The sequence below is a fragment of the Salinicola sp. DM10 genome, from assembly GCF_017306975.2.
In the GTDB taxonomy this organism is placed as follows: Bacteria; Pseudomonadota; Gammaproteobacteria; order Pseudomonadales; family Halomonadaceae; genus Salinicola.
The window spans coordinates 1,349,629-1,371,988 of record NZ_JAFLEN020000001.1; the positions used below are offsets into that span (position 1 = coordinate 1,349,629).

Sequence of the window (22,360 nt, forward strand, 5' to 3'; positions counted from 1 at the left end):
GTGTCATGGTCGTGCGGCTCGCGTTGGCCGCGTGTCGGCAGCGTCGATACCCGCCGCAGCGGGCGATAGCGCCACTGCTCGTTTACGCCGCAATAACCGCGCCTTTTCGACGTTTTTGCCTGTTTATCAATACCCTACCCCGCTCGACGAGGCGCAACCGGCGTACTCGGCGCGATCTGGCCGCACGCCGATGTCAACTCATGGTGCAGTCGACGCAGTTGCTGCACCGTCAAGGCCCAACCTCGCTTGCCGAGACCCGCTGCCGCCCTCCCCTCCCTGATATCAACCCACTGAATCGGCGGTGATATCGGCACGCTGGCATGCGCTTCGCTTGGATCAACGCAGCAGCGGCCAACGGCGGTCGCGCTGCGTGTTAACCGATCCAGATTCAGGCCCATTCAGATTCAGGCCCATTCAGATTCAGGCCCATTCAGATTCAGGCAAAGGCGCCTGATGCCGCGGAGCTTCTCCTTCGCGTCATCAGGCGCCTTTTTGCGTTGTATGGGGCTTACCCGCCGCCAAGGGAGGATGAGATGAGAGAGACCGCACAGCCTGCCGAGCCCCTGAACACAGGCCCCCGGCGCTGGATCATCGTCGGCAATGGCATGTCCGGACATCGCCTGCTCAATACGCTGCGCACGCGCTGCCGCCTCGATGTCCAGATCACCCTGATCGGTGAAGAGCGTGCCGCCGCCTACAACCGGGTGCTGCTGTCGCCCTGGCTGGCCGGAGAGATCGCGCGGCCGGCGCTGGATCTGGAGATCGCCGAGACGCGCGGCAACGTCAGCGTCAGCGAGCGCCTGGGCCAGCGCGTTACGGCCATCGACCGCGCCGCCCGCGAGGTCACGCTGGAAACGGGCGAGCGTCTTGCCTATGACCGCCTGATTCTGGCCACCGGCTCGCACCCGGCCATGCCCCGGATTCCGGGCATCGAACTGGGCAACGTCGGCGCCTTCCGCACGCTCGACGACGCCGACTGGCTCGCGGCCCAGCCCCCGGGGCGCAAGGCCATCGTGGTCGGCGGCGGCCTGCTCGGCCTGGAAGCCGCCGAGGGTCTGCGCCGGCGCGGCCTCGAGGTGACCCTGCTGCAGCGCAGCGAACGGCTGATGAACCGGCAGCTGGACCGCACCGCCGCGGACTGGCTGGCGCAGGCCCTGGCCCAGCGCGGGTTGACGCTCTTGACCGGCGTCACCCTGGCGCGCTGTGAAGGCGACGCCGTGGGTAACGTCTGCGCGGTGACCCTCGCCGACGGCCGCCGGCTGGCCGCCGACTGCGTGGTCATCGCCGCCGGCATCGAGGCCCACAGCGAGCTGGGCAGACGCGCCGGGCTCGACGTCGCTCGCGGCATTCGCGTCGATGCCCACCTCACCACCAGCGACCCTCGCATCCATGCGCTGGGGGAGTGCTGTGAATTCGAGGGCGCCACCGTGGGGCTGGTGGAACCCATCTGGCAGCAGGTCGAGGTGCTCGCCGCGCATCTGTGCGCCGACGCCCCGGGCCAGGCCACCACGCCCGGCTATGAGCGGCACGACTGCGCCACCCGGCTCAAGGTCGCCGGCATCTCGCTCTACGCCTTCGGCCCGGCCGAGGCGGAGGACGCCGCCACCGAGGTACTCACCTATGCCGACGCCGAACATGGCGACTATCGCCGGCTGCTGCTGCGCGACTCGCGTCTGATCGGCGCCCTGCTCTACGGCGACACCGCCGCCGGCCCGGCGCTCTTCGCCCTGGCCCAGGCGGGCACGCCCTTGTCTCTCTGTCGCGAGGCACTGCTGTTCGGCCCGCGCGATATCGAACGCCACCTGGCCACAGAGGCCCAACCGACCCAGGAGGAAGCGGCATGATACGCGACGCTACCACACCGGCAGCCGATGCCCCGGCACGCCTGATCGTGATCGGCAACGGCATGGTCGGCCACTACTGCCTCGAGCAGCTGGTCGCCCGTGACCTTCACCAGCACTATGCGATCACCGTGTTCGGCGAGGAGCGCCACCGCGCCTACGATCGGGTGCATCTCTCCGACTACTTCGGCGGCAGCGATGCCGAATCACTGGCGCTCGGCGATGCCGACTTCTGCGCCCGCCACGGCATCGAGCTGCGCCTGGGCGAGTGCATCAGCGCGATCGATCGCGAGAGCCGCGAGGTGGTCAGCGCCGTCGGCCGCTACCCCTTCGACCGCCTGATCCTGGCCACCGGCTCCTACCCCTTCGTACCGCCGATTCCGACCCCGGCGGAAGACGCCAGCGGCCACGCCCGGCTGGTCTACCGCACCCTCGATGACCTCGACCAGATTCGTGCCGCGGCGGCGTCGCTGGCACAGCGCGAGGCACCCCGCGGGGTGGTGGTCGGCGGCGGCCTGCTGGGGCTGGAAGCGGCCAACGCGCTCAAGTCGCTGGGGCTGGAGGCTCATGTGGTCGAGTTCGCGCCGCGCCTGATGCCGGTGCAGCTCGATGCCGAGGGCGGCCAGGCGCTGCGGGCACGAATCGAGGCGCTCGGCGTCGGCGTGCACGTGGATCGCGCCACCCGCGAGATCGTGGCCGGCGAGGACCACCGCTATCGCATGGACTTCACCGACGGCACCTGGCTGGAGACCGATCTGATCGTGTTCTCCGCCGGTATCCGCCCGCAGGACAGGCTGGCGCGGGAGTGCGGCCTGGCGGTCGGCGAACGCGGCGGGGTCGTCATCGACGACACCTGCGTCACCTCCGATCCGGCGATCTTCGCCATCGGCGAGTGCGCGCTGTGGAACGGCCGGATCTTTGGCCTGGTCGCCCCCGGCTACACCATGGCGCGCACCGTCGCCGGCTGTCTGGACGATGTCTGCGAACCCTTCAGCGGCGCCGACATGTCGACCAAGCTCAAGCTGCTCGGCGTCGACGTGGGTTCGATCGGCGACGCCCACGCCACCACCGAGGGGTCGGTGAGCTATCGCTTCATTGATGAGGCCGGCCACGGCTACCGCCGCCTGGTGGTCTCCGCCGACGGCAAGCGCGCCCTCGGCGCGGTACTGGTGGGCGACAACGGCTACTACGACACCCTGCTGCAGTACGTGCAGAATGCCATTCCCCTCCCCGCCGACCCCGCCAGTCTGATCCTGCCCCAGGGCGAGGGCGCGCCGCTGCTGGGGGCCGATGCGCTGCCGGAGAGCGCCGCTATCTGCTCCTGTCACAACGTGACCAAGGGCGCGGTGTGCCAGGCGGTGGCCCAGGGCTGCACCGATCTCGCGTCGCTCAAGGCCGAGACCCAGGCGAGCACCGGCTGCGGCGGCTGCACCGCCCTGCTCAAGCAGGTCTTCGACCATGAACTCGAAAGCCGCGGCATCGCCGTCGACAAGAGCCTGTGCGAACACTTCGCCCATACCCGTCAGGAGCTCTACGACCTAGTGCGCGTCGAGGGCATCGAGAGCTTCGAGGCACTGCACGCGCGCCACGGCAAGGGGCATCTGGGCTGCGACATCTGCAAACCGGCGGTGGCCTCGATCCTGGCCTCGTGCTGGAACGCGCCGATCGCCGAGCCGTCGTTGATTCCGCTGCAGGACACCAATGACACCTTCATGGCCAACATGCAGAAAAACGGCACCTACTCGGTGGTGCCGCGTATCCCCGGCGGCGAAATCACCCCGGACAAGCTGATCGCCATCGGCGCGGTGGCCAAGAAGTATGCGCTCTATACCAAGATCACCGGCGGCCAGCGCATCGATCTGTTCGGCGCCCAGCTCCACGAGCTGCCCGAGATCTGGCGCGAGCTGATCGAGGCCGGCTTCGAGACCGGTCACGCCTACGGCAAGTCGACGCGCACGGTGAAATCCTGCGTCGGCAGCACCTGGTGCCGCTACGGCGTACAGGACAGTGTCGCCATGGCGCTGACCATCGAGAATCGCTACAAGGGCCTGCGCTCGCCGCACAAGCTCAAGTTCGCCGTTTCCGGCTGCACCCGCGAATGCGCCGAGGCGCAGAGCAAGGATGTCGGGGTGATCGCCACCGAGCACGGCTGGAACCTCTACGTCTGCGGCAACGGCGGCATGCGCCCGCGCCACGCCGAGCTGTTCGCCACCGATCTCGACGATGCCACGCTGCTGCGCACCATCGACCGTTTCCTGATGTTCTACATCCGCACCGCGGACAAGCTGCAGCGCACCTCGGTGTGGCGCGAGAACCTCGATGGCGGCCTCGACTATCTCAAGCAGGTCATCCTGGAAGACAGCCTCGGCCTGGGCGCCGAGCTGGAGGCGCAGATGCAGCAGGTGGTCGACCGCTACGAGTGCGAGTGGGCCGGCGCGCTCAAGGACCCGGAGAAGCTCAAGCGCTTCCGCACCTTCGTCAACGACCAACGCCCCGACCCCGATATCGTCAGCGTGGAGGAGCGTGATCAGCCACGTCCGGCGCGTGACGAGGAGATCGCCTCGCTGACGGTGGAGGTGAGCTCATGAGCCTCTCGACCCTGGCGGCATCGCCCACGGCGCAACGCTCGTTGCCACACTGCGTGCGGCTCTGCACGCGGGCCGATCTGGTGGCGCACTCGGGCGTGGTGGCCTGGTACGCGGGCCATCAGATCGCGATTTTCTATTTACCGGGTCGGCCCGACGCTGCCGATCGTTCCAGACAGCCCGAGGACGCTGCCGGCCTTTCCAGTCGGCCCGACGCTGCCGACGATCGTTCCAGGCAGCCCGAGGACGCTGCCGGCGATTGCCTCTATGCGGTCGACAACCGCGACCCCTTCTCGGGGGCCAATGTGATCGGGCGCGGCATCATCGGCGAGCTCCAGGGTGAGCGAGTGGTCGCTTCGCCGCTCTACAAGCAGCACTTCCGGCTGCGTGACGGGGTCTGTCTGGAGCACCCCGAACAGCGCCTGCAGACCTGGCCCGTCGCCCTGCGTGGCGATGACGTCGTGCTGCTCGAGGCGGATACCCGATCCTGAGCGCCGCGGTCGTCACGACCGACTGCCGCACGCGCCCGGTGCAACTGGCTGTACCCAGCAGTAAACGCTTTTCCTGTAACGACGATTCACAACAACGACAAATCACAACAAGCGAGGAAAGCCCCATGTCCTATCTCACGCCCGCCGAATTCGTCACCAAGATGGTCGACACCGGCGAATCCAAGATCTTCATGTCGACCCGCGACACGGTGATCCGCGCCTACATGGCCGGTGCCATCCTGGCCCTGGCCGCGGCCTTCGCGATCACCATCACGGTGCAGACCGGCCAGCCGCTGCTGGGCGCGATCCTGTTCCCGGTGGGGTTCGTGATGCTCTATCTCATGGGCTTCGATCTGCTCACCGGGGTGTTCATGCTGACCCCGCTGGCGCTGCTGGATCGGCGCCAGGGCGTCACCGTCGAGCGGGTGCTGCGCAACTGGGGCTGGGTCTTCCTGGGCAATCTCGGCGGCGCGCTGACGGTGGCGCTGATGATGGCCTTCATCCTCACCTACGGTTTCTCCATCGGCCCCGGCGCGGTGGGCGAAAAGATCGCCGGTATCGGTGAGGCACGCACCTTGGGCTACGCCCAGTACGGCCTGGCCGGCTGGTTCACCATTTTCGTGCGCGGCATGCTGTGCAACTGGATGGTCTCGATGGGCGTGGTCGGCGCAATGATATCCACCTCGGTGAGCGGCAAGGTGATCGCCATGTGGATGCCGATCATGCTGTTCTTCTACATGGGCTTCGAGCACTCCATCGTCAACATGTTCCTGTTCCCCTCGGCGATGATCATGGGTGGCGGCTTCTCGGTCATGGACTACATGATCTGGAACGAGATCCCCACGGTGCTGGGCAATCTGGCCGGCGGTATCGCTTTCACCGGTCTGACCCTCTACGCCACCCATGTGCGTACCGGCCCCAAGCGCGACCTGATCTGACCCACCCGCCGCCGGCGACGGCGGCGCACGTATCGACCCCAGGAGACACCCCATGGACAAGCTGGAAATGCACCACACGCTGATGGCCGCCAAGGCGCGCCAGGGCCTGAGCTGGGACGACCTGGCCGCGGCCAGCGGCCACTCACCGGTGTGGGTCGCCTCGGCCTGCTACGGCATGAACAGCGCCCCAGCGGAAAGCGCGCGCCGGATCACCCAGGCCCTGGGTCTGAGTGATGCGCTCGGTGAAGAGGTGACAGCAGCGCTCGAAGCCTTCCCTACCAAGACCTGGGACCAGGCCATCCCCCAGGATCCGCTGATCTACCGGCTCTACGAGATCGTCGGCGTCTACGGGCCGACGCTGAAGGACGTCATTCAGGAGAAGTTCGGCGACGGGATCATGAGCGCCATCGACTTCGAGATGGCAGTGGAGCGAGAGGAAAATCCCAAGGGAGATCGCGTGGTGGTGACCTTGAACGGCAAGTTCCTGCCCTACAAGAGCTGGTGAGACAAAGCCCGCCGGCCTCCGCGCATGCCGGCGGAGAGGCCGGCACCCACCAATCCTGCACCGAGGAAGGTAGGAGATTTCTCATACCATCTGTTACGAGACCTTTGCCTTATTTACAAAAAATCACACTAAAAGCCAAATCGAACCTGTGCCGTCAGGTATCTGGCCGTCCAGCGAGCCGGACCGAGTCACCATGACAACGTAATCACACTCGATCGCGACACAGGTGTTTTCGATGAAAAAAATCTGTATCCAAACTTTGGCGTGCTGCAGCGCGCTGAGTGCCGCGCTACTCGCCTCCCCCGCCTTCGCCAAGGATGTCAGCGCCTGTCTGATCACCAAGACCGATACCAACCCCTACTTCGTGACCATGAAGAAAGGCGCCGAACAGAAGGCGGCCGAACTGGGAGTCACTCTGAAGACCTACGCCGGCAAGTACGATGGCGACAATCAGGGTCAGGTCGAGGCCATCGAGACCTGCATCGCCGATGGCGTCGACGGCATCTTGATCACCCCTTCCGACACCAAGGCAATCCTTCCCGCGATCCAGAGGGCGCGTCAGGCTGGCCTGATGATCGTCGCCCTCGATACCAAGCTGCAGCCGACCAGCGCCGCCGATGCGACCTTCGCCACCGACAACTTCGAGGCCGGCAAGCTGATCGGCGAGTGGGCCAAGCGGCACATGGGCGATAAGCAAGCTCATATCGCGTTCCTGGATCTGGCGGTCAGTCAGCCATCCGTGGGCGTACAGCGCGACCAGGGCTTCATGCAGGGCTTCGGCATCGATATCAAGGACCCCAACCGCTGGGGTGACGAGGACGACCCGCGCATCGTCGGCCACGACCTGAGCTACGGTGCCGAGGATCGCGGGCGCACGGCGATGGAAAACCTGCTGCAGAAGGACCCCAGCACCAACCTGGTCTACACCATCAACGAACCCGCGGCGGCCGGCGCCTATCAGGCCCTCAAGGCGGTGGGGCTGCAGGATCAGGCCACTATCGTCTCCATCGATGGCGGCTGCCCGGGGGTGAAGAACGTCCAGGAGGGCATCATCGGCGCCACGTCGCAGCAGTACCCGCTACTGATGGCGGCGAAAGGCATCGAGGCGGTCAAGACCTACGTCGACACCGGCGAGAAACCCCAGAACAGCCCGGGGCTGGACTTCATCAACACCGGGGTCAATCTGGTCACCGACCATCCGGTCGAAGGCGTCGACTCGATCAGTACCGAGGAAGGCCTGAAGCGCTGCTGGGGCTAGCGCCACGCCAAGAGCGACGGCTTTTCATGGCCATGCGCCGGCAGTGACGAGCACCATGCCGGCGCGTCAGGGATTGCCATCTGATGGATAGCCATCGATCAGAAATCCCATGCGCCCAACCGGAACCGGTAAGTAGGTGACCGTGACGCAACCGGTTCCAATAAATTTCGACACGCTACGCGTCGATTCCAGTGGAGATGCGCGCGAATCCGCGCCCAGTCGCAAGGAGCGGCTATATGAGTAACGCATCCGGCTCGGCGCGGGCGGCGCCATCCGACGGCGCGGTACCGCCGTCCGATACGTATCGGCACACGCCAGCCCAGCGCCTCCAACACTTCCTGCACGCCAACCCGGCGGCCGTACCGATGATCGTGGTGGCCGTCTCGGCCGTGGTGTTCGCCGCGCTCCTCGGCCCGAAGTTCTACTCGGCATTCACCCTGACCCTGATCCTCCAGCAGGTGGCGATCACCGGCATCGTCAGCGCCGGCCAGACGCTGATCATCCTCACCGCCGGCATCGATCTGTCGGTAGGGGCGATCATGGTGCTGAGCTCGGTGGTCATGGGCCAGTTCGCCATGCACTACGGCGTGCCGGGGTTCGTCGCGGTGCTCGCCGGGCTGGCGACCGGCGGGCTCTGCGGTTTGGTCAATGGGCTACTGGTCGCCCGGGTGAAGCTGCCCCCCTTTATCGTCACGCTGGGGACCTGGTCGATCTTCGGCGCGATCACCTTCATCTATTCAGGCAACGAGACGGTGCGCAGCCAGGACATCGACCAGACCGCGCCCATCCTGCATCTCTTCGGTAACACCTTCCATATCGGTCATGCCGTCTTCACCTACGGCGTGATTCTCATGCTCGTGATCTCCACCCTGCTGTGGTACGCGCTCAACAAGACCGCCTGGGGGCGGCATGTCTACGCCGTCGGCGACGACAAGCACGCAGCCATGCTGGCGGGCATTCGTACCGGGCGGGTGCTGGTGTCGGTATATGTGGTCACCGGGCTGATCTGCGCCCTGGCCGGCTGGGCCCTGATCGGGCGTATCGGCTCGGTGTCGCCGCAGGCGGGCCAACTGGAGAACATCAATGCCATCACCGCCGTGGTGATCGGCGGTACTTCGCTGTTCGGCGGGCGTGGGTCGATTCTGGGCACCCTGTTCGGCGCGCTGATCGTCGGCGTGTTTTCCCTCGGGCTGCGGCTGCTCGGCACCGACCCGCAGTGGACACAGCTCACCGTCGGGGCGCTCATCATCATCGCGGTCGCGACCGACCAATGGATTCGGAAGGCTTCAGCATGACGACGACAACCCAACCCATCCTCTCGGCCCGCGGTCTGACCAAGCGCTACGGCCCGGTCACCGCGCTTGACCACAGCGATTTCGATCTCTATCCCGGCGAAGTCCTCGCCGTCATCGGCGATAACGGCGCCGGCAAATCGACGCTGATCAAGGCGCTCTCCGGCGCGGTCATCCCCGATTCGGGCGACATTCGGCTCGACGGCCAGCCGGTGCAGTTCGCCACGCCGATACAGGCTCGCGACGCCGGTATCGAGACCGTCTACCAGACGCTGGCGCTGTCACCGGCACTGTCGATCGCCGACAACCTGTTTCTGGGCCGAGAAATTCGCCGCAAGGGCGTGCTCGGCAAGGTATTGCGCATGCTCGATCGCCAGGCGATGGAAACATTCGCCCGCGACAAGCTCGCGGAGCTGGGTCTGCTGACCATTCAGAACATCGGCCAGGCGGTGGAGACGCTATCCGGTGGGCAGCGTCAGGGCGTGGCGGTCGCGCGCGCCGCGGCGTTCGCGGCCAAGGTGATCATCATGGACGAGCCCACCGCCGCGCTGGGCGTCAAGGAGTCGAACCGCGTGCTGGATCTGATCCGCGAGGTCAAAGCGCGCGGTCTACCGATCGTCCTGATCTCCCACAACATGCCGCATGTCTTCGAGGTGGCCGACCGGATCCATATCCACCGGCTCGGCCGGCGTATCGCGGTGGTCGACCCCAAGGCGATCTCGCCCTCGGACGCCGTGGCCATCATGACCGGCGCCAAGGCACCGCCGGAGGCGGGGCTGGCGGCCTGAGAGGGTATGGGTCAGATCGGGCGGCGCGATGGCGGCGGCAAATCGAGCCGGCCGTCACGCGCCTCGTCCACGCCCCACGTCCTCGCGCAACAGCCACGCATGAGGGTCATGCGCGGCGTTCATGCCCCACAATCACGCCACATCAGGGTGACCCGCTCGCCGCGGTAGTCGAGTTCTTCCTGCGTCTGCCAGCCCAGGCGGGCATAGAGCGCCTGCTGGTCGGGCGTATACAGATAGCAGCCGGGGCAGCCGCCCACGCGCGCCTCTTCGGCCACGCGCTCGACCAGCGCCGAGGCGATTCCCCGCCCGCGCCACGCTGGCGGCACGAACACCGAGGCCAGCCACGGTGTCAGCTCGGGACGCGAGTCCAGATCGCTCTCGGTGAGACTGGCCGTCCCCACCGGAATCTCACGCCCCGCCTCCTCGGCGATGGCGACGAACACCGAGGGCACGCCCTGCTCGCCGCACTGCCGGCGCAGGTGGTCACGCCACTGCGGCCAGCTCTCCTCGGGATAGAGCGCGCCCCAGGCGGCGTAGGTCCAACGCGCCAGCGTATCGAGATGGGGAGAATCCGGGCGCAGGCGCCGCAGTTCGGGCAGTGGCTGAGACATCCTTGACTCCTGGTGGCGTGGGATGTCCGACCTTAGCACGGCCAGCCCCGGCGGCTGGCCTCGGCTCATGCCTTTTTGACGAATTCCGACTTGAGCTTCATGGCGCCGATACCCTCGATCTTGCAGTCGATATCGTGATCGCCGTCGACCAAGCGGATACTCTTGACCTTGGTGCCCACTTTCACCACCAGCGAAGAGCCCTTGACCTTGAGATCCTTGATCACGGTGACGCTGTCGCCGTCGGCCAGCGGCGTGCCGTTGGCATCCACGATCGCGGGCGTGTCGCTGGTGCTCTCCTCTTCGGCCTCACCGGACCATTCGTGACCGCACTCGGGGCAGACGTAGAGGCGCATGTCGGCGTAGGTGTAGATCGAGGCGCACTGCGGGCAGGGGGGCAACTGACTCATATCGAGATCCATGGAGATGGCGACGCCCTCATAACATTGTCGAGGTAGGCGCGCGTAGGGGCTTTCTAGGTGCTGTCTGAAAAGTCGACGAGCGAAGGCCAGGCAAGGCAAAAATCGGCGAAAACGGACCGGGCTGGCGCTCCAGTTTACGGGGTGTAAATGAGCATTTTTGACCGGGCTGGCGTTCCAGCCGATTTTTAACGCCGCATGGGCGAGCGCAGTACTTTTCAGGCAGTGCCTAGTAATTGGGGCGCGATTGTAATCCCCGCGCATGCCCCTGCCCAGCGCCGCGGGCCGGCAGCGACGCTTTGTCGCGCGCCCGGATCAGTGTCAGCGAGCCGCACGGCGAGGCCTGCCCGGGTTATGCTGGGCGCACCGGTCGCGCGCGACCGGTATCCCTTTTTCGGCGTCTGCCGTGTCTTCACCCGCCCAGAGGAGTCCCTATGCTGACCTTCCATACCGCCGATACCCAGCTCCGCCATCCCCGCAGCGAACTGCACGGCGGCCAGCTGGTGACGCCCTTCGAGTGTCCCGAACGGGTGGATATCATTCTCGCGCGGATTCATGCGGCGGCCCTGGGTGAGGTACGTGAGCCCGAGCGCCGCGGGCTCGACGGCGTGCTCGAGATCCATGACAGCGCTTATGTCGAGTTCCTGGAAACCCTCTGGGAGAACTGGCAGGCCGAAGGCCACGGCGGCGAGCCGATCCCCAGTATCTGGCCGGCGCGCACGCTGCGCGGCGACCGTATTCCCGAGAATCTCGAAGGCCGTCTCGGCTACTACGCGCTGGCGGCGGAAACTTCGGTCTGCGCCGGTACCTTCCGCGCCGCGCTGGCGAGCAAGGACATCGCGCTGGCCGCCACCGACCAGGTGCTCGCCCACGGCGGTGGCGCCTTCGGGCTGTGCCGACCGCCGGGCCACCACGCCGCCCGCGATCAGTTCGGCGGCTACTGCTTCTTCAACAATGCCGCGATCGCCGCCCAGCACGCCCGTGACCAAGGTGTCGCGCGGGTCGCCATTCTCGATGTCGACTTCCATCACGGCAACGGCACCCAGGAGATCTTCTACGACCGGGACGACGTGCTGTTCGCCTCGATCCACGGCGACCCGGCGCTGGTGTTCCCCTACTACCTGGGCTATGCCGACGAGACCGGCAGCGGCCGCGGCGAGGGCTTCACTCTCAACTACCCGCTGGCGCCGGGTACCGGCTACCCGCGCTGGCGCCAGGCGCTGGAAGACGCCCTGGCGCGCATTCAGGCGTTCGGCGCCGAGCTGCTGATCGTCTCCCTGGGGGTCGATACCTTCGCCCAGGACCCGATCAGTTCGTTCACCCTCGCAAGCGAGGACTTCAGCGACTACGGCGGCCTGCTCAAGCGCGCCGGCCTGCCCACGGTGTTCCTGCTCGAAGGTGGCTACGCGGTGGAAGAGATCGGGGTCAACGTGGTCAATGTGCTCAGCGGCTTCGACACTGGCTGATACGTCGTCCTGAGGTGCCCCATTCAAGGCTAATGGCCCCCCCTTTCAGGCATAAAACTTTCAGGCATAAAAAAAGCCCGCGCAAGAGGGGGGATGCGCGGGCGAGGCGGGGTGTTACCTAGGAGATGCGTCTCAGACGCGACTCGAACGACTGCTAATAGGACGACGATTACCGAGTAATTCGCAATCGATGCTCTATTCAACGAGGAATAGATTAGCACCCTTATATTTCACGCGCAATACAACGCCTGCTTCCCAACATCATCGCCGTTTCGGCCCTCGGAACGCACCTTCCCCTGACGCTGCGTCTTGCGCTGATTGAGCGTCTTGCGCTGATTGAGCATCGGGCGCTGGACCAGCGGTCTCTCTGGCCGGCTCGACAGGTAGATGATGCGCCTCCAGCTCCTGGCGATGCGTGCGCAGCTCGCCGCGCAGCGCCTCGATCTCGGCCTGTAGCTCACTGACCTGTTCGATCATGTGACGCATCATGCGCCGGTTGGCCTTGTGCTGGCGCGACTCCGATTCGCCCTGATCCTCGACGAACAGCGAGCTGACATAGGCCGCGAAGCTACCGAACAGCCCTACCCCACAGACCATCAGCAGCACCGCAACGACACGCCCCAGGGTGGTCACCGGATAGTAGTCGCCATAGCCGACGGTGGTCACCGTGACGATCGCCCACCACAGCGCATCCTCGGCGGTGTTGATCGGGCTGTGCGGATCGGGGGCCTCGACCAGCAGTACGGTCACCGCGCTCACCACCACCAGCAGGACGGTCGCGGTGGCGACGGAGGCGAGCACCCCTTCGGCGCGGTTGCGAAACAGCAGTTGCCAGATCAGCTCCATCGAACGCAGTGCGCGCAGAATGCGCAACACCTGTACGACCCGCGCCAGGCGCGCGGCCTGGAACCAACCGGCCGGGATGCATGAAAGCAGATCGAGCCAGCCCCAGCGCATATAGCGCCACTTGTTCGGTGCACGGTGGAAGCGCAGACAGAAATCGATGAAGAAGACGGCGCAGACGACATAGTCGAGGTAGCCGATCAGCCGCTCGATCTCCGGTGGCAGGGTCAGGAAGGCGCTCGCGAACAGTGCCGCGAGCACGTAGAACGACATCGCCAGCACGAAGAGCTGGAAGGGAGAGACGTGCTGTTTCATGGATCATCCGCTGACGATGACGATGGAAATGTCAGCGCCGCGAGCGCGTCAGCCGACGCCGAGCGGCTCGCGCCCAAGCCGCGCAGGCTGGCACCGAAGCCGGGCAGGCACGCTCGGGCCACGCTCACCCGTCAGGCGGAGCAGGGGTTGGCGGCCTTGAGCTGGGTGAAGTTGGTGACGAAGGTCTCCATCTTCTCCGCGTCGTAGGCCTGCAAGCCGCTGATCACCAGCTTCTTGGAGCCGGTACCCACCGCACGCCCCTGGCAGCGCATGCGGAACTCGAGCAGCGCCTCGCCGCGCTTGCCCTTGACGTCGAGCTCGGCCCCGGCGAACTCGAGATCGAGGTCACAGGGGTCATGGTCTTCTAGGCTGAAGCCCATGCTGTCGTAGATCACCAGCGGGCGCTGGGGGTTGAACATGACGCCCTTGTCTTCGAGCAGCGGCTTCAGATAGTGAGGGAAATTGCGCCCGGAAAACGCCACGTAACGCCGGGTAAACGTCTCCACCGTAGCCGGGTCGCGCAGCGTCCAGCCCTCGCGCTCGACGCGCAGGTACTGCTTGCCGGCAGCGTCCTCGACGCTCACCGTGCCGGCACCATCCTCGACGAAGTGCAGCGGCACGCGGTCGCCGACCATGCCACAGAAGTGGAAGGTCATCCGCTGCGACAGCCCGTAGTGCGACAGCACCAGCGCGAACAGCAGATCGCCGGGCACGCAGAAGCGCCGCGCACAGGGGTCGTGGATCGGATTGTAATCGCCGGCGATTTCGCGGGCGAACCGGCTGGCCTGCTCCGCAGAGATGCAAAAGTGGCCGGCGTCGGTAGAATGAAACTCGTCGAGAAACATGGGCAATCGACCTACACGTCGAGTGACTGGCTCCGGAGCATTGATCAAGACGCGCTTTTTACCACAAGCCATCTCCAAGTTCAGCGCCGCATTAACGTTTTGCGACAAATAATAGCTCAGGGTCCGGCGAGATTCCCATCGCGGCCACGACATCGTGTCGTTAGCGCAGCAAGAGACGCCGCAGCGAACGATGTTGGCGAAGGCCTTCGGCGCGCGCCGCGAGAGCTCTGCGCCCAGTCACGACAGCCCCCGGATTCGATCACCGCGCCCACCAGGATGCCGCCATGCCCCAGACCACGCCGCCCGCGACGTTTCCCTGCCCCTGCGGCAGTGGCCTCGGCTATGCCGACTGCTGCCAGCCGCATCATCGCGGTGAGACGCTGCCGGCCACGCCCGAGGCATTGATGCGTTCGCGTTATTCGGCTTTTGCAATCGGCAACCTCGGACACTATCTGTATCACACCTGGGACCCGGATACCCGTGACACTCTGACACCCGAGCTGCTCAACCAGCGCGACTGCGACTGGCTGGGCCTGGAGATCCTCGAGAGCAGTACCCGCGGCAGCCAGGGCACGGTCACCTTCAAGGCGCACTACCGGCCCTTGAACGCGATATCCGGCGCGTCGGCGTCGGTGCTTCATGAGCGCTCGCGCTTCCGCCGTCGCCAGGGGCGCTGGCGCTACCTGGACGGCGAGATCGACCCCGTCGCCGCGGGCAACGCCCCCCAGCGCAACGCCCCCTGCCCCTGTGGCAGCGGCAAGAAGGCCAAGCGCTGCTGCCATCCCTGATCAGAGGCGCGCCCCTGCCCGGGCAGAAGCGTACGCTGGCAGGCACGCCAGGGCGCGACTAGGCTGCTTACTCGATACGCGCCGCCGTTCCCCCTCGCCCCCATGGGGCCCAGAACGGCAGACACGATGGCAGATACCGCAGGCAGATGAAGACTCTGGACGACGCGACGCAGACACTCTCTACGCAAACCCTGGCCCACCTGCAGCAGCGCCTGAGCGACTGGCTCGGCCTGCCCGGGTGGATCCTGCTGCCGATCGCCATCGTGCTGCTCGCCGCGGTCGTCGACCTGGTGCTCTACTTCGTCCTCGGCCGGCTGGAGCAGCGTCTGGTGCGCTCGCCGCGGCGCTGGGACGACCCTTTCCTGCACGCCCTGCGCCTGCCGCTGCGCTGGTGGATCTGGATCAGCGCACTGATGATCGGCACCGGGGTGATCGGCGCGCATCTCGGGGTCACCGCACTCACCGGCTTCCTGTTCAAGAGCGGCGCCCTGATCACCCTGCTGCTGCTGGCCTGGAGTGGCATCCGCCTGATCCGGCGACTCGAACAGCGCCTGGTGTTTCCGCCGGTCAACTGCCGGGCGCGGCCGGTGGATCAAACCTCGGCATCGGCACTGACCAAGATCGTCGGCGCGGTACTGATCGTCACCCTGATCCTGATCGGGCTGCAGATACTCGGTGTGTCGATGTCGAGCATCCTTGCCATGGGCGGCTTCGGCGGTCTGGTGATCGGCTTCGCCGCGCGCGATGTCATGGCCAACTTCTTCGGCGGCATGGTGGTCCATCTGGACAAGCCGTTCGTGGTCGGCGACTGGATTCGCTCCCCCGACCGCGAGATCGAGGGCATGGTCGAGGATATCGGCTGGCGCCTGACCACCATCCGCACCTTCGCCGGGCCACCGCTTTACGTACCCAATGCCTGGTTCAGCCAGATCTCGGTGGAAACCCCCACGCGCATGGTCAACCGTCGGCTGTGGGAGACCGTGGGCCTGCGCTATCAGGATGCCGGCGCCATCGAAGCGATCACTGGCGATATCCGCCAGCTGCTCAAGCACCACGACGAGATCGACCAGGACGAACTGATCACGGTCAACTTCACCACCTTCGGCCAGTACGCGCTGGAGATCATGCTCTATGCCTTCACCCGCGAGACCGACTGGCAGCGCTTCCACGAGATCAAGCAGGAGATCCTGCTCAAGGTGCGCGACATCATCGAGAAGCATGGCGCCGAGCTGGCCCTGCCCGCCTCCCGACTCTATCTGCCCGAGGGCGTCGGCATACGCCGCGACGGCGATGGCGACGCGGCCGCGCACGGTGGCGACCAGACGCACAGCGCAGCCGGTGGCGAGCGCTCGCATGCCGCCGAGACGAGAGCAGAAGAAACGTCAGGCGACGAGACGCATCGCGAAGAAACACATCGTAAAGAGGCCCGTCGCGACACCCGCGCTCGACGCACCCGTGCCCGCCCCGGGCCGAGCGAGGATGACGCAGGCTCCGGCGATGCCGATGCCTGAACCGACGTCAGCCCGCCCCGCGCAGGGCCAACCAGCGCCGCGCCAGCCATCCGCCCGCCCGCGCGATCTCCGCCGGCGTCGCCCCGGCATAGCCGAGCACCAGCCCGGCCTGCACGGGCGCACGCAGATAGTATTGCGATAGCGGCGAAAGCAGAATATCCGCCGCCGCGGCCTGCTCGACCAGCGTGCGCTCCTCATCGAGGGTGTCGAGCCGCGCCACCAGATGCATGCCCGCCTGCCCCGCCGAGAGCACCAGCCCACGCGCCACCGCCGGCGCCAATGCCTCACGCAGTGAGGCCTGGCGCTGGCGATAGCATTCGCGCATCTGCGCCACGTGGCGCACGAAGTGGCCCTCGCCGATGAAGTCGGCCAGCGCCGCCTGTACCAGGTACTGCCCCTCCCGGTGCAGGCGCGCGTTGGCGCGCCGGAACGGCTCGACCAGCGCCCCCGGCAAGACCAGATAGCCCAGCCGCAGCCCCGGATAGAGCACCTTGCTGAAGGTGCCCACATAGATCACCGGAGCCTCCTCGATCAGCCCCTGCAGCGAGGCGATCGGCGCGCTGGCATAGCGGAACTCGCTGTCGTAGTCATCCTCGATGATCCACGCCCGGTGGCGCCGGGCCAGGGCCAGCAGCGCCATGCGCCGGGCCAACGGCAGCGTCACCCCGCAGGGGTACTGGTGCGACGGCGTGACATAGATCAGCCGCGGCGCCGGCGTGTCCGCCGCCAGCGCCGCCACGTTCATCCCTTCGGCGTCCACCGGTACCGGTTCGAGCGCGAGCCCGGCCGAGACGAAGCAGGATTGCGCACCGCCGTAGCCGGGCTCTTCCATCCACAGCGTATCGCCGACATCCGCCAGCAGCCTGGCCACCAGCTCGAAGCCCTGCTGGGCGCCCTGGGTGATCAGAATCTGCCCGGGATGGCAGCGCACCGAGCGCGACAGCCGCAGGTAGTCGCACAGCGCCTCGCGCAGCGCGCTCACCCCGCCCTGACTCTGGTAGTCGAACCACGCCGTCGGCGCACGCTGCTGGTGGCGCCGCAGCAGCCGCTGCCAGCGCTCCCGCGGGAAGCGATCCAGCGCCGGAACACCGGGGGCGAAGGCGCTATGGCGGCCGCTCAGGGTGCGTTCGAAATCGAGAATGCGTGTGCCACGCTCAGAGAGTGGCGGCAGCACGTCGCTCCCGCCACGTGGGGCCGGCGGCGGCGGTTGCCACTCGGCGACGAACACCCCCGAGCCCGGTTGCGCCTGGAGAAATCCCTCGGCCACGAGTCGCTCCACCGCCCCCAGCACCGTGTTGCGTCCGATCCCCAGCGCCGCGGCCAGCCGCCGGGATGCCGGTAACTGGCTACCCGTCGCCAGCGCCCCGCTCTGGATCGATTCGCGCAGCGCCGCATAGAGCCGCTGGCCCAGCGTGAGGGAAGCGTTGGGGGAATCGATATGAGACGCCGACGCGGCGAGCTTCAAGCCGATCGCTTCGATGATCCACAGCTGATGCGCCTGGGATGCCGCCACTGGTTCCCCCAATATGGTGATAACTGGCTCTTACCGGAGAACCACTATGCCGCCACACTGACCCCAAGTCACTGCCCCGGAGCCCAGCATGCCAACGTTCGATCTCGCGACCCCGATTCGCCTCGCCACCGCCGCGGACATCTCCGAGCTGGCACCGCTGGTCGACGCCTACCGGCGCTTCTATCAACAGCCCGGCGACCTGGAGGGTGCGTGTGCCTTTCTCACTCAGCGCTTCGCCAACGGCGACGCCCATCTGCTGCTGGCGAGCGATGCCCAGGGCAGCGCCCACGGCTTCGTGCAACTGTTTCCGGTGCCCTCGACCACCAGCCTGGCGGTGCGCTGGATCCTCAACGATCTGTTCGTCGCCCCCGAGGCGCGCGGCCAGGGCATGGGCAGCGATCTGCTGCGGGTGGCACGCCAGCTCGCCCGCGACCACGGCGTGACCCAGTTGATGCTGCGGACCCAGGTCGAGAACCACACCGCGCAGTCGCGCTACCAGGCCCTCGGCTGGCAGCGCGACGAGGCCTTCTTCACTTATTTGTTGAATACGGACCGTTGAATACGGACCGTTGAATAACGCCACGCCTGCCGATGGAGAGACCGCCTCATGAACGACGCCGCAACGCCCCAACCGACCTCTCGGGTGCTGGAAATCCCGCCCCCGGAGCCCGCGATCTCCGCCGCGGCCATGCGCGACAAGCTAGGTCTGCACACCGACGCCTGGGATCTGGCCCAGGATCTGGCCAACGCCATCGAGGCGCTGGTGGTGATCGATACCCGCTCGCGGGCGCACTACCTGGCCGGGCACATCCCCGGGGCCATCAGCCTGCCGCACGTCGAGATGAACCCCACCACCCTGGCGGCGCTGGCGCGGGATCGGGTCTACGTCTGCTACTGCGACGGCATCGGCTGCAACGGTTCGACCTGGGGCACGCTCAAGCTGGCCACGGCGGGCTTCACGGTCAAGGAGCTACTGGGCGGCCTGGACTTCTGGCAGCGCGACGGGCACCCCCTCGCCAGCGGCCCCGAGCCGGGCTCCCTGGCCGACGCCAAGCTCGCTGCCTGCGGCTGCTGAGGAGAGAGCCCCGATGTCATCATCCTGCACCGAGAACCGCCACGGCCAGCCGATCGGTCTGCCGGTGGATGCCTGGCAACCTGCGCATCGCCCAGACCATAGCGTGCTGACGGGGCGCTACTGCCGGCTCGAGCCGCTCGACGCGCCCCGCCACGCGGCCTCGCTGTGGCAGGCGTGGCGCCATCCCGATCCGGCCCTCACCGATGACCGCGAGGGCGAAGCGCGCTGGACCTATCTCGGCGGCCGCCCGTTCGCCGACGAGGCCGGCTGCCGCCGCTGGCTGGAGACCATGAGCGCGGGCCAGGACCCCTGGTGCTACGCGATCATCGATCCCCACGACGGCCACGCCGTGGGCATGGCCACCTATCTCAACATCGTGCCCAACGACGGCCGGATCGAGATCGGCCATCTCAACTTCTCGCCGCGCATGGCCCGCAGCCGGCTCTCAAGCGAGGCGCTGATGCTGCTGATGGCGCACGCCTTCGCCCTGGGTTATCGGCGCCTGGAGTGGAAGTGCGACGCGCTCAACGCCCCCTCGCGCCGGGCGGCCGAACGCCTCGGCTTCCGCCTCGAAGGCGTCTTCCGCCAGCACCGGGTGGTTCAGGGGCGTAACCGCGATACCGCCTGGTTCTCGGTCATCGATGATGAGTGGCCCGCGCTTCACGCCGCGCACCAGCAGTGGCTCGCCCCGGATAACTTCACCTCGGCGGGGGCCCAGCGCCAGCCACTGGCGCGTTTCCGAGCACCACTCGACGTCTCGGCAAGGGCCTGAGCATGCACCGACCGCTGCCCTTTCGACTCGACGACAGCACCGCGCTGGACGCCATGGCACGCGCCCCCTTCGCCACCCTGATCACCCAGGATGCCGACGGCTGGCTGGCCGACCACCTGCCGCTGCTGCGGATAGCCGAGCGCGAGGGTGCGCCCCTGGGTGTGCTGCGTGGCCACGTCGCGCGCGCCAACCCGCTGGCCGCTGGCGCCGCGCACCGCCCGGCGCTGGCGATCTTCCATGGCCCCCAGGCCTATATCACCCCCAGCTGGTATCCCGCCAAGCGTGAGCACGGCCGCGTGGTGCCGACCTGGAACTATCAGGTCGTCCACGCCCACGGCACGCTACGCCTGATCGACGACGCGAGCTGGCTGCGCGACACCGTGGCCGCCTTGACCGACCACTTCGAAAAGGATCGCGCCCACCCCTGGTCGATCGAGGACGCGCCTGCAGGCTTCATCGACGGCCTGCGCCGCGGCATCGTCGGCGTCGAGCTGGTGATCGAGCGGCTCGACGGCCAGCGCAAGGCGAGCCAGCACAAATCCGATGCCGAACGCGTGGCGATCCAGCGCGGCCTGATCGACGAGCGCGGCTTCGACGAGGCCACGGCGCGCTGCCTGAGTGGATGGAGAGAGACCGATGAACGCCACTGATCAGCGCCCGCCCCCCGCACCGCTGGACCTCGCCGGTCAGCGGCGTAAAATGCGCGGCGTTCGTTACGGTGGCGCGGTTACCCATCATCCGCTCACCACTCTCAAGACCCGGTCCGCCCTTTACGTGGGCGACTACCAGGAGTTATGGCATGTCCTCTACCGATCAACCGATCGTGGTCGCGGCGTTGTATCGCTTCGTCACGCTCGACGACTTCGAAGCCCTGCGCGAACCGCTGCTCGAAGAGATGCAGCGTCTCGACGTCAAGGGCACCCTGCTGCTCGCTGCCGAAGGCATCAACGGCACAGTCTCCGGCAGCCGTGCCGGGATCGATGCGCTGCTCGCCTGGCTCAAGCGCGACCCGCGCCTGACGGCGCTGGAGCACAAGGAGTCCTACTGCGACGAGCAGCCCTTCTACCGCACCAAGGTCAAGCTCAAGCGCGAGATCGTCACCCTGGGCGTGGATGGCGTCGATCCCAACGCACGTGTCGGCACCTATGTCGAACCGGAAGCGTGGAATGCGCTGATCGACGACCCCGAGGTACTGGTGATCGATACGCGCAACGACTACGAAGTGGCGATCGGTAGCTTCGAGGGCGCGGTGGACCCGCAGACCAAGTCGTTCCGTGAGTTCCCCGACTATGTGCGTCAGCACTACGATCCCAGCCGGCACAAGAAAGTCGCGATGTTCTGCACCGGCGGTATCCGCTGCGAGAAGGCGTCGAGCTTCATGCTGGGTGAAGGCTTCGAGGAGGTGTTCCACCTCAAGGGCGGGATTCTCAACTACCTGGAGAAGGTGCCGGAGGCCGACACGCGCTGGCGCGGCGACTGCTTCGTGTTCGACAACCGGGTCACGGTGCGCCACGACCTGAGCGAGGGCGAGTATGCCCAGTGCCACGCCTGCCGCATGCCGATCTCTGCCGAGGATCAGGCCTCCGAGCACTATGTGCCGGGCATCAGCTGCCCGCACTGCTGGGATTCACTGCCCGAGAAGACCCGAGCCGGCGCGCGCGAGCGCCAGCGCCAGATCGAACTGGCCAAGGCGCGCAACGAGCCGCACCCCATCGGCCGCGACCCGCGCCAGCCGAGCTGAGCGGCTCCGATCAGCGAAACGCAAAACGCCCTCCGTTCGGAGGGCGTTTGTCGTCCTGTCCAGCAGCTCATGCCAGACCGCTGGGCGCGGGCGGTCGTCTACTCTCTAAGGCAGGCTCGCCAACAGCGCATCCCGCTGCGCCCGGGCAATGAAACCGTACTCGTGCAGCCGCTGATAGAAACGACGGATACGGCGGTCGACCTTCTGCCGCGCGAACCACGGCCAGATATTGGCCAGCGGCATGAAGTCGGGGTTGGAGACACCGTCGATCAGCCACAGCCGAATACTGCCGTCGGCGCGCCGCTGGCACACCACGTTACGGTCGTTGATATCAGAGGGTACGATCCAGTTGTCACGCAGATAGTGATAGAGCCGTTCGAGCTCATCGACGAAGGCCTGGGTGGTGAGCCAGTCGGCGTCGCCATGCTGCTGGAACTGGCGGATATTGAGCGACAGCGAGCCATCGGCATCGGTGACCAGGCCGAAGACCAGCCCCTCGCCGAGATCGGTGGTGACCGTGCCGAAGTACTCCGGCACGTAGCGCCAGTCGCGAACGCCGCGCCGCTTGAGCCCCTCGAAGTAGCTCTTCTCGCGCTCGTTCTGCTGGCTACCGCGATCGGGGAAGCGCGGTACCTTGATGCAGCGTCCGGCCTCGGCGGGATGCCGATAGACCGCCCGGTCGTTGCCGTGGGCAAGTTCAGGGGTTAGGGAGAGAGAAACCATGGGGGTCGCTCCAGGGCGCAGGGCAGTAACAGGTATCATCAGC

The 22,360-nt window shown here is 66.6% G+C and carries 22 protein-coding genes; 16 read left to right on the forward strand and 6 right to left on the reverse strand.

Annotated features, from left to right (window positions below; all coding sequences use genetic code 11):
- Positions 1 to 533: 533 nt before the first annotated feature.
- The 8 genes from J0A90_RS06025 to J0A90_RS06060 all read left to right on the forward strand — a co-directional run bounded on the left by J0A90_RS06025 (position 534) and on the right by J0A90_RS06060 (position 9,698).
- Entirely contained in the window at positions 534 to 1,844 is a 1,311-nt protein-coding gene (locus tag J0A90_RS06025) for an NAD(P)/FAD-dependent oxidoreductase (protein ID WP_207032345.1), read from the forward strand.
- Entirely contained in the window at positions 1,841 to 4,429 is a 2,589-nt protein-coding gene (gene nirB, locus J0A90_RS06030; protein WP_233076531.1) for a nitrite reductase large subunit NirB, read from the forward strand. The genes J0A90_RS06025 and nirB overlap by 4 nt, the downstream gene beginning before the upstream one ends.
- Positions 4,426 to 4,917 (forward strand): nitrite reductase (NAD(P)H) small subunit family protein, encoded by a 492-nt coding sequence (locus tag J0A90_RS06035; RefSeq protein ID WP_207032347.1) that lies wholly within the window; start codon positions 4,426 to 4,428, stop codon positions 4,915 to 4,917. Before nirB ends, J0A90_RS06035 begins: the two co-directional genes overlap by 4 nt.
- Before the next feature lie 125 nt (positions 4,918 to 5,042).
- Positions 5,043 to 5,855, forward strand: coding sequence for a formate/nitrite transporter family protein (locus J0A90_RS06040; RefSeq protein ID WP_207032349.1), 813 nt, complete (start codon positions 5,043 to 5,045; stop codon positions 5,853 to 5,855).
- A 52-nt stretch (positions 5,856 to 5,907) separates the two neighbouring features.
- The gene (gene cynS, locus J0A90_RS06045) at positions 5,908 to 6,360 is read left to right on the forward strand and encodes a cyanase (RefSeq protein ID WP_207032351.1); all 453 of its coding nucleotides are present in this window, start codon (positions 5,908 to 5,910) and stop codon (positions 6,358 to 6,360) included.
- 235 nt (positions 6,361 to 6,595) lie between these two features.
- Positions 6,596 to 7,618, forward strand: coding sequence for a sugar ABC transporter substrate-binding protein (locus tag J0A90_RS06050; RefSeq protein WP_207032353.1), 1,023 nt, complete (start codon positions 6,596 to 6,598; stop codon positions 7,616 to 7,618).
- Positions 7,619 to 7,854: 236 nt separating this feature from the next.
- Positions 7,855 to 8,913: an ABC transporter permease gene (locus J0A90_RS06055; RefSeq protein ID WP_207032354.1), complete on the forward strand. Its 1,059-nt coding sequence runs from the start codon at positions 7,855 to 7,857 to the stop codon at positions 8,911 to 8,913.
- Positions 8,910 to 9,698, forward strand: a complete 789-nt coding sequence (locus J0A90_RS06060) for an ATP-binding cassette domain-containing protein (RefSeq protein WP_207032363.1) — start codon at positions 8,910 to 8,912, stop codon at positions 9,696 to 9,698. The genes J0A90_RS06055 and J0A90_RS06060 overlap by 4 nt, the downstream gene beginning before the upstream one ends.
- A 119-nt stretch (positions 9,699 to 9,817) precedes the next feature.
- On the opposite strand, the gene J0A90_RS06065 is transcribed toward J0A90_RS06060, so the two are convergent.
- Entirely contained in the window at positions 9,818 to 10,309 is a 492-nt protein-coding gene (locus tag J0A90_RS06065) for a GNAT family N-acetyltransferase (protein ID WP_207032364.1), read from the reverse strand.
- Positions 10,310 to 10,374: 65 nt separating this feature from the next.
- Positions 10,375 to 10,716 (reverse strand): zinc ribbon domain-containing protein YjdM, encoded by a 342-nt coding sequence (locus J0A90_RS06070; RefSeq protein WP_035474136.1) that lies wholly within the window; start codon positions 10,714 to 10,716, stop codon positions 10,375 to 10,377.
- Positions 10,717 to 11,159: 443 nt separating this feature from the next.
- Between J0A90_RS06070 and J0A90_RS06075 the strand changes: the two genes are divergently transcribed.
- A complete protein-coding gene (locus tag J0A90_RS06075) occupies positions 11,160 to 12,191 on the forward strand; it encodes a histone deacetylase family protein (protein ID WP_207032366.1) in 1,032 nt (343 codons plus the stop codon).
- A 261-nt stretch (positions 12,192 to 12,452) separates the two neighbouring features.
- Here the strand turns inward: J0A90_RS06075 and J0A90_RS06080 are convergent, their stop codons facing one another.
- Both J0A90_RS06080 and J0A90_RS06085 read right to left on the reverse strand, forming a co-directional pair.
- Positions 12,453 to 13,349: an ion transporter gene (locus tag J0A90_RS06080; protein WP_207032374.1), complete on the reverse strand. Its 897-nt coding sequence runs from the start codon at positions 13,347 to 13,349 to the stop codon at positions 12,453 to 12,455.
- A gap of 131 nt (positions 13,350 to 13,480) precedes the next feature.
- Positions 13,481 to 14,194 carry a DUF3581 family protein gene (locus tag J0A90_RS06085; protein WP_035474140.1) on the reverse strand — a complete coding sequence of 238 codons (714 nt, stop codon included), beginning with the start codon at positions 14,192 to 14,194 and terminating at the stop codon, positions 13,481 to 13,483.
- A gap of 284 nt (positions 14,195 to 14,478) precedes the next feature.
- Here J0A90_RS06085 and J0A90_RS06090 point away from each other — a divergent pair, with 284 nt between their 5' ends.
- The gene (locus J0A90_RS06090; protein WP_207032377.1) at positions 14,479 to 14,982 is read left to right on the forward strand and encodes a YchJ family protein; all 504 of its coding nucleotides are present in this window, start codon (positions 14,479 to 14,481) and stop codon (positions 14,980 to 14,982) included.
- 146 nt (positions 14,983 to 15,128) lie between these two features.
- A complete protein-coding gene (locus tag J0A90_RS06095; protein ID WP_207032384.1) occupies positions 15,129 to 16,493 on the forward strand; it encodes a mechanosensitive ion channel family protein in 1,365 nt (454 codons plus the stop codon).
- Positions 16,494 to 16,500: 7 nt separating this feature from the next.
- On the opposite strand, the gene J0A90_RS06100 is transcribed toward J0A90_RS06095, so the two are convergent.
- Positions 16,501 to 18,006: a PLP-dependent aminotransferase family protein gene (locus J0A90_RS06100; RefSeq protein ID WP_207032386.1), complete on the reverse strand. Its 1,506-nt coding sequence runs from the start codon at positions 18,004 to 18,006 to the stop codon at positions 16,501 to 16,503.
- A gap of 88 nt (positions 18,007 to 18,094) precedes the next feature.
- On the opposite strand from J0A90_RS06100, the gene J0A90_RS06105 reads away from it, so the two are divergent.
- From J0A90_RS06105 to J0A90_RS06125, 5 genes are all read left to right on the forward strand, one after another.
- Entirely contained in the window at positions 18,095 to 18,565 is a 471-nt protein-coding gene (locus J0A90_RS06105) for an N-acetyltransferase (protein ID WP_207032388.1), read from the forward strand.
- Positions 18,566 to 18,613: 48 nt separating this feature from the next.
- A complete protein-coding gene (locus J0A90_RS06110) occupies positions 18,614 to 19,081 on the forward strand; it encodes a rhodanese-like domain-containing protein (protein ID WP_207032390.1) in 468 nt (155 codons plus the stop codon).
- 13 nt (positions 19,082 to 19,094) lie between these two features.
- Positions 19,095 to 19,853 (forward strand): GNAT family N-acetyltransferase, encoded by a 759-nt coding sequence (locus J0A90_RS06115; protein ID WP_207032399.1) that lies wholly within the window; start codon positions 19,095 to 19,097, stop codon positions 19,851 to 19,853.
- 2 nt (positions 19,854 to 19,855) lie between these two features.
- Positions 19,856 to 20,503 (forward strand): FMN-binding negative transcriptional regulator, encoded by a 648-nt coding sequence (locus J0A90_RS06120; protein ID WP_207032401.1) that lies wholly within the window; start codon positions 19,856 to 19,858, stop codon positions 20,501 to 20,503.
- Positions 20,504 to 20,652: 149 nt separating this feature from the next.
- Positions 20,653 to 21,594 (forward strand): rhodanese-related sulfurtransferase, encoded by a 942-nt coding sequence (locus J0A90_RS06125; protein ID WP_207032403.1) that lies wholly within the window; start codon positions 20,653 to 20,655, stop codon positions 21,592 to 21,594.
- A 105-nt stretch (positions 21,595 to 21,699) separates the two neighbouring features.
- Here J0A90_RS06125 and J0A90_RS06130 read toward each other — a convergent pair whose 3' ends face one another.
- Positions 21,700 to 22,317, reverse strand: coding sequence for a YrbL family protein (locus tag J0A90_RS06130; RefSeq protein WP_233076532.1), 618 nt, complete (start codon positions 22,315 to 22,317; stop codon positions 21,700 to 21,702).
- Positions 22,318 to 22,360 lie beyond the last annotated feature (43 nt).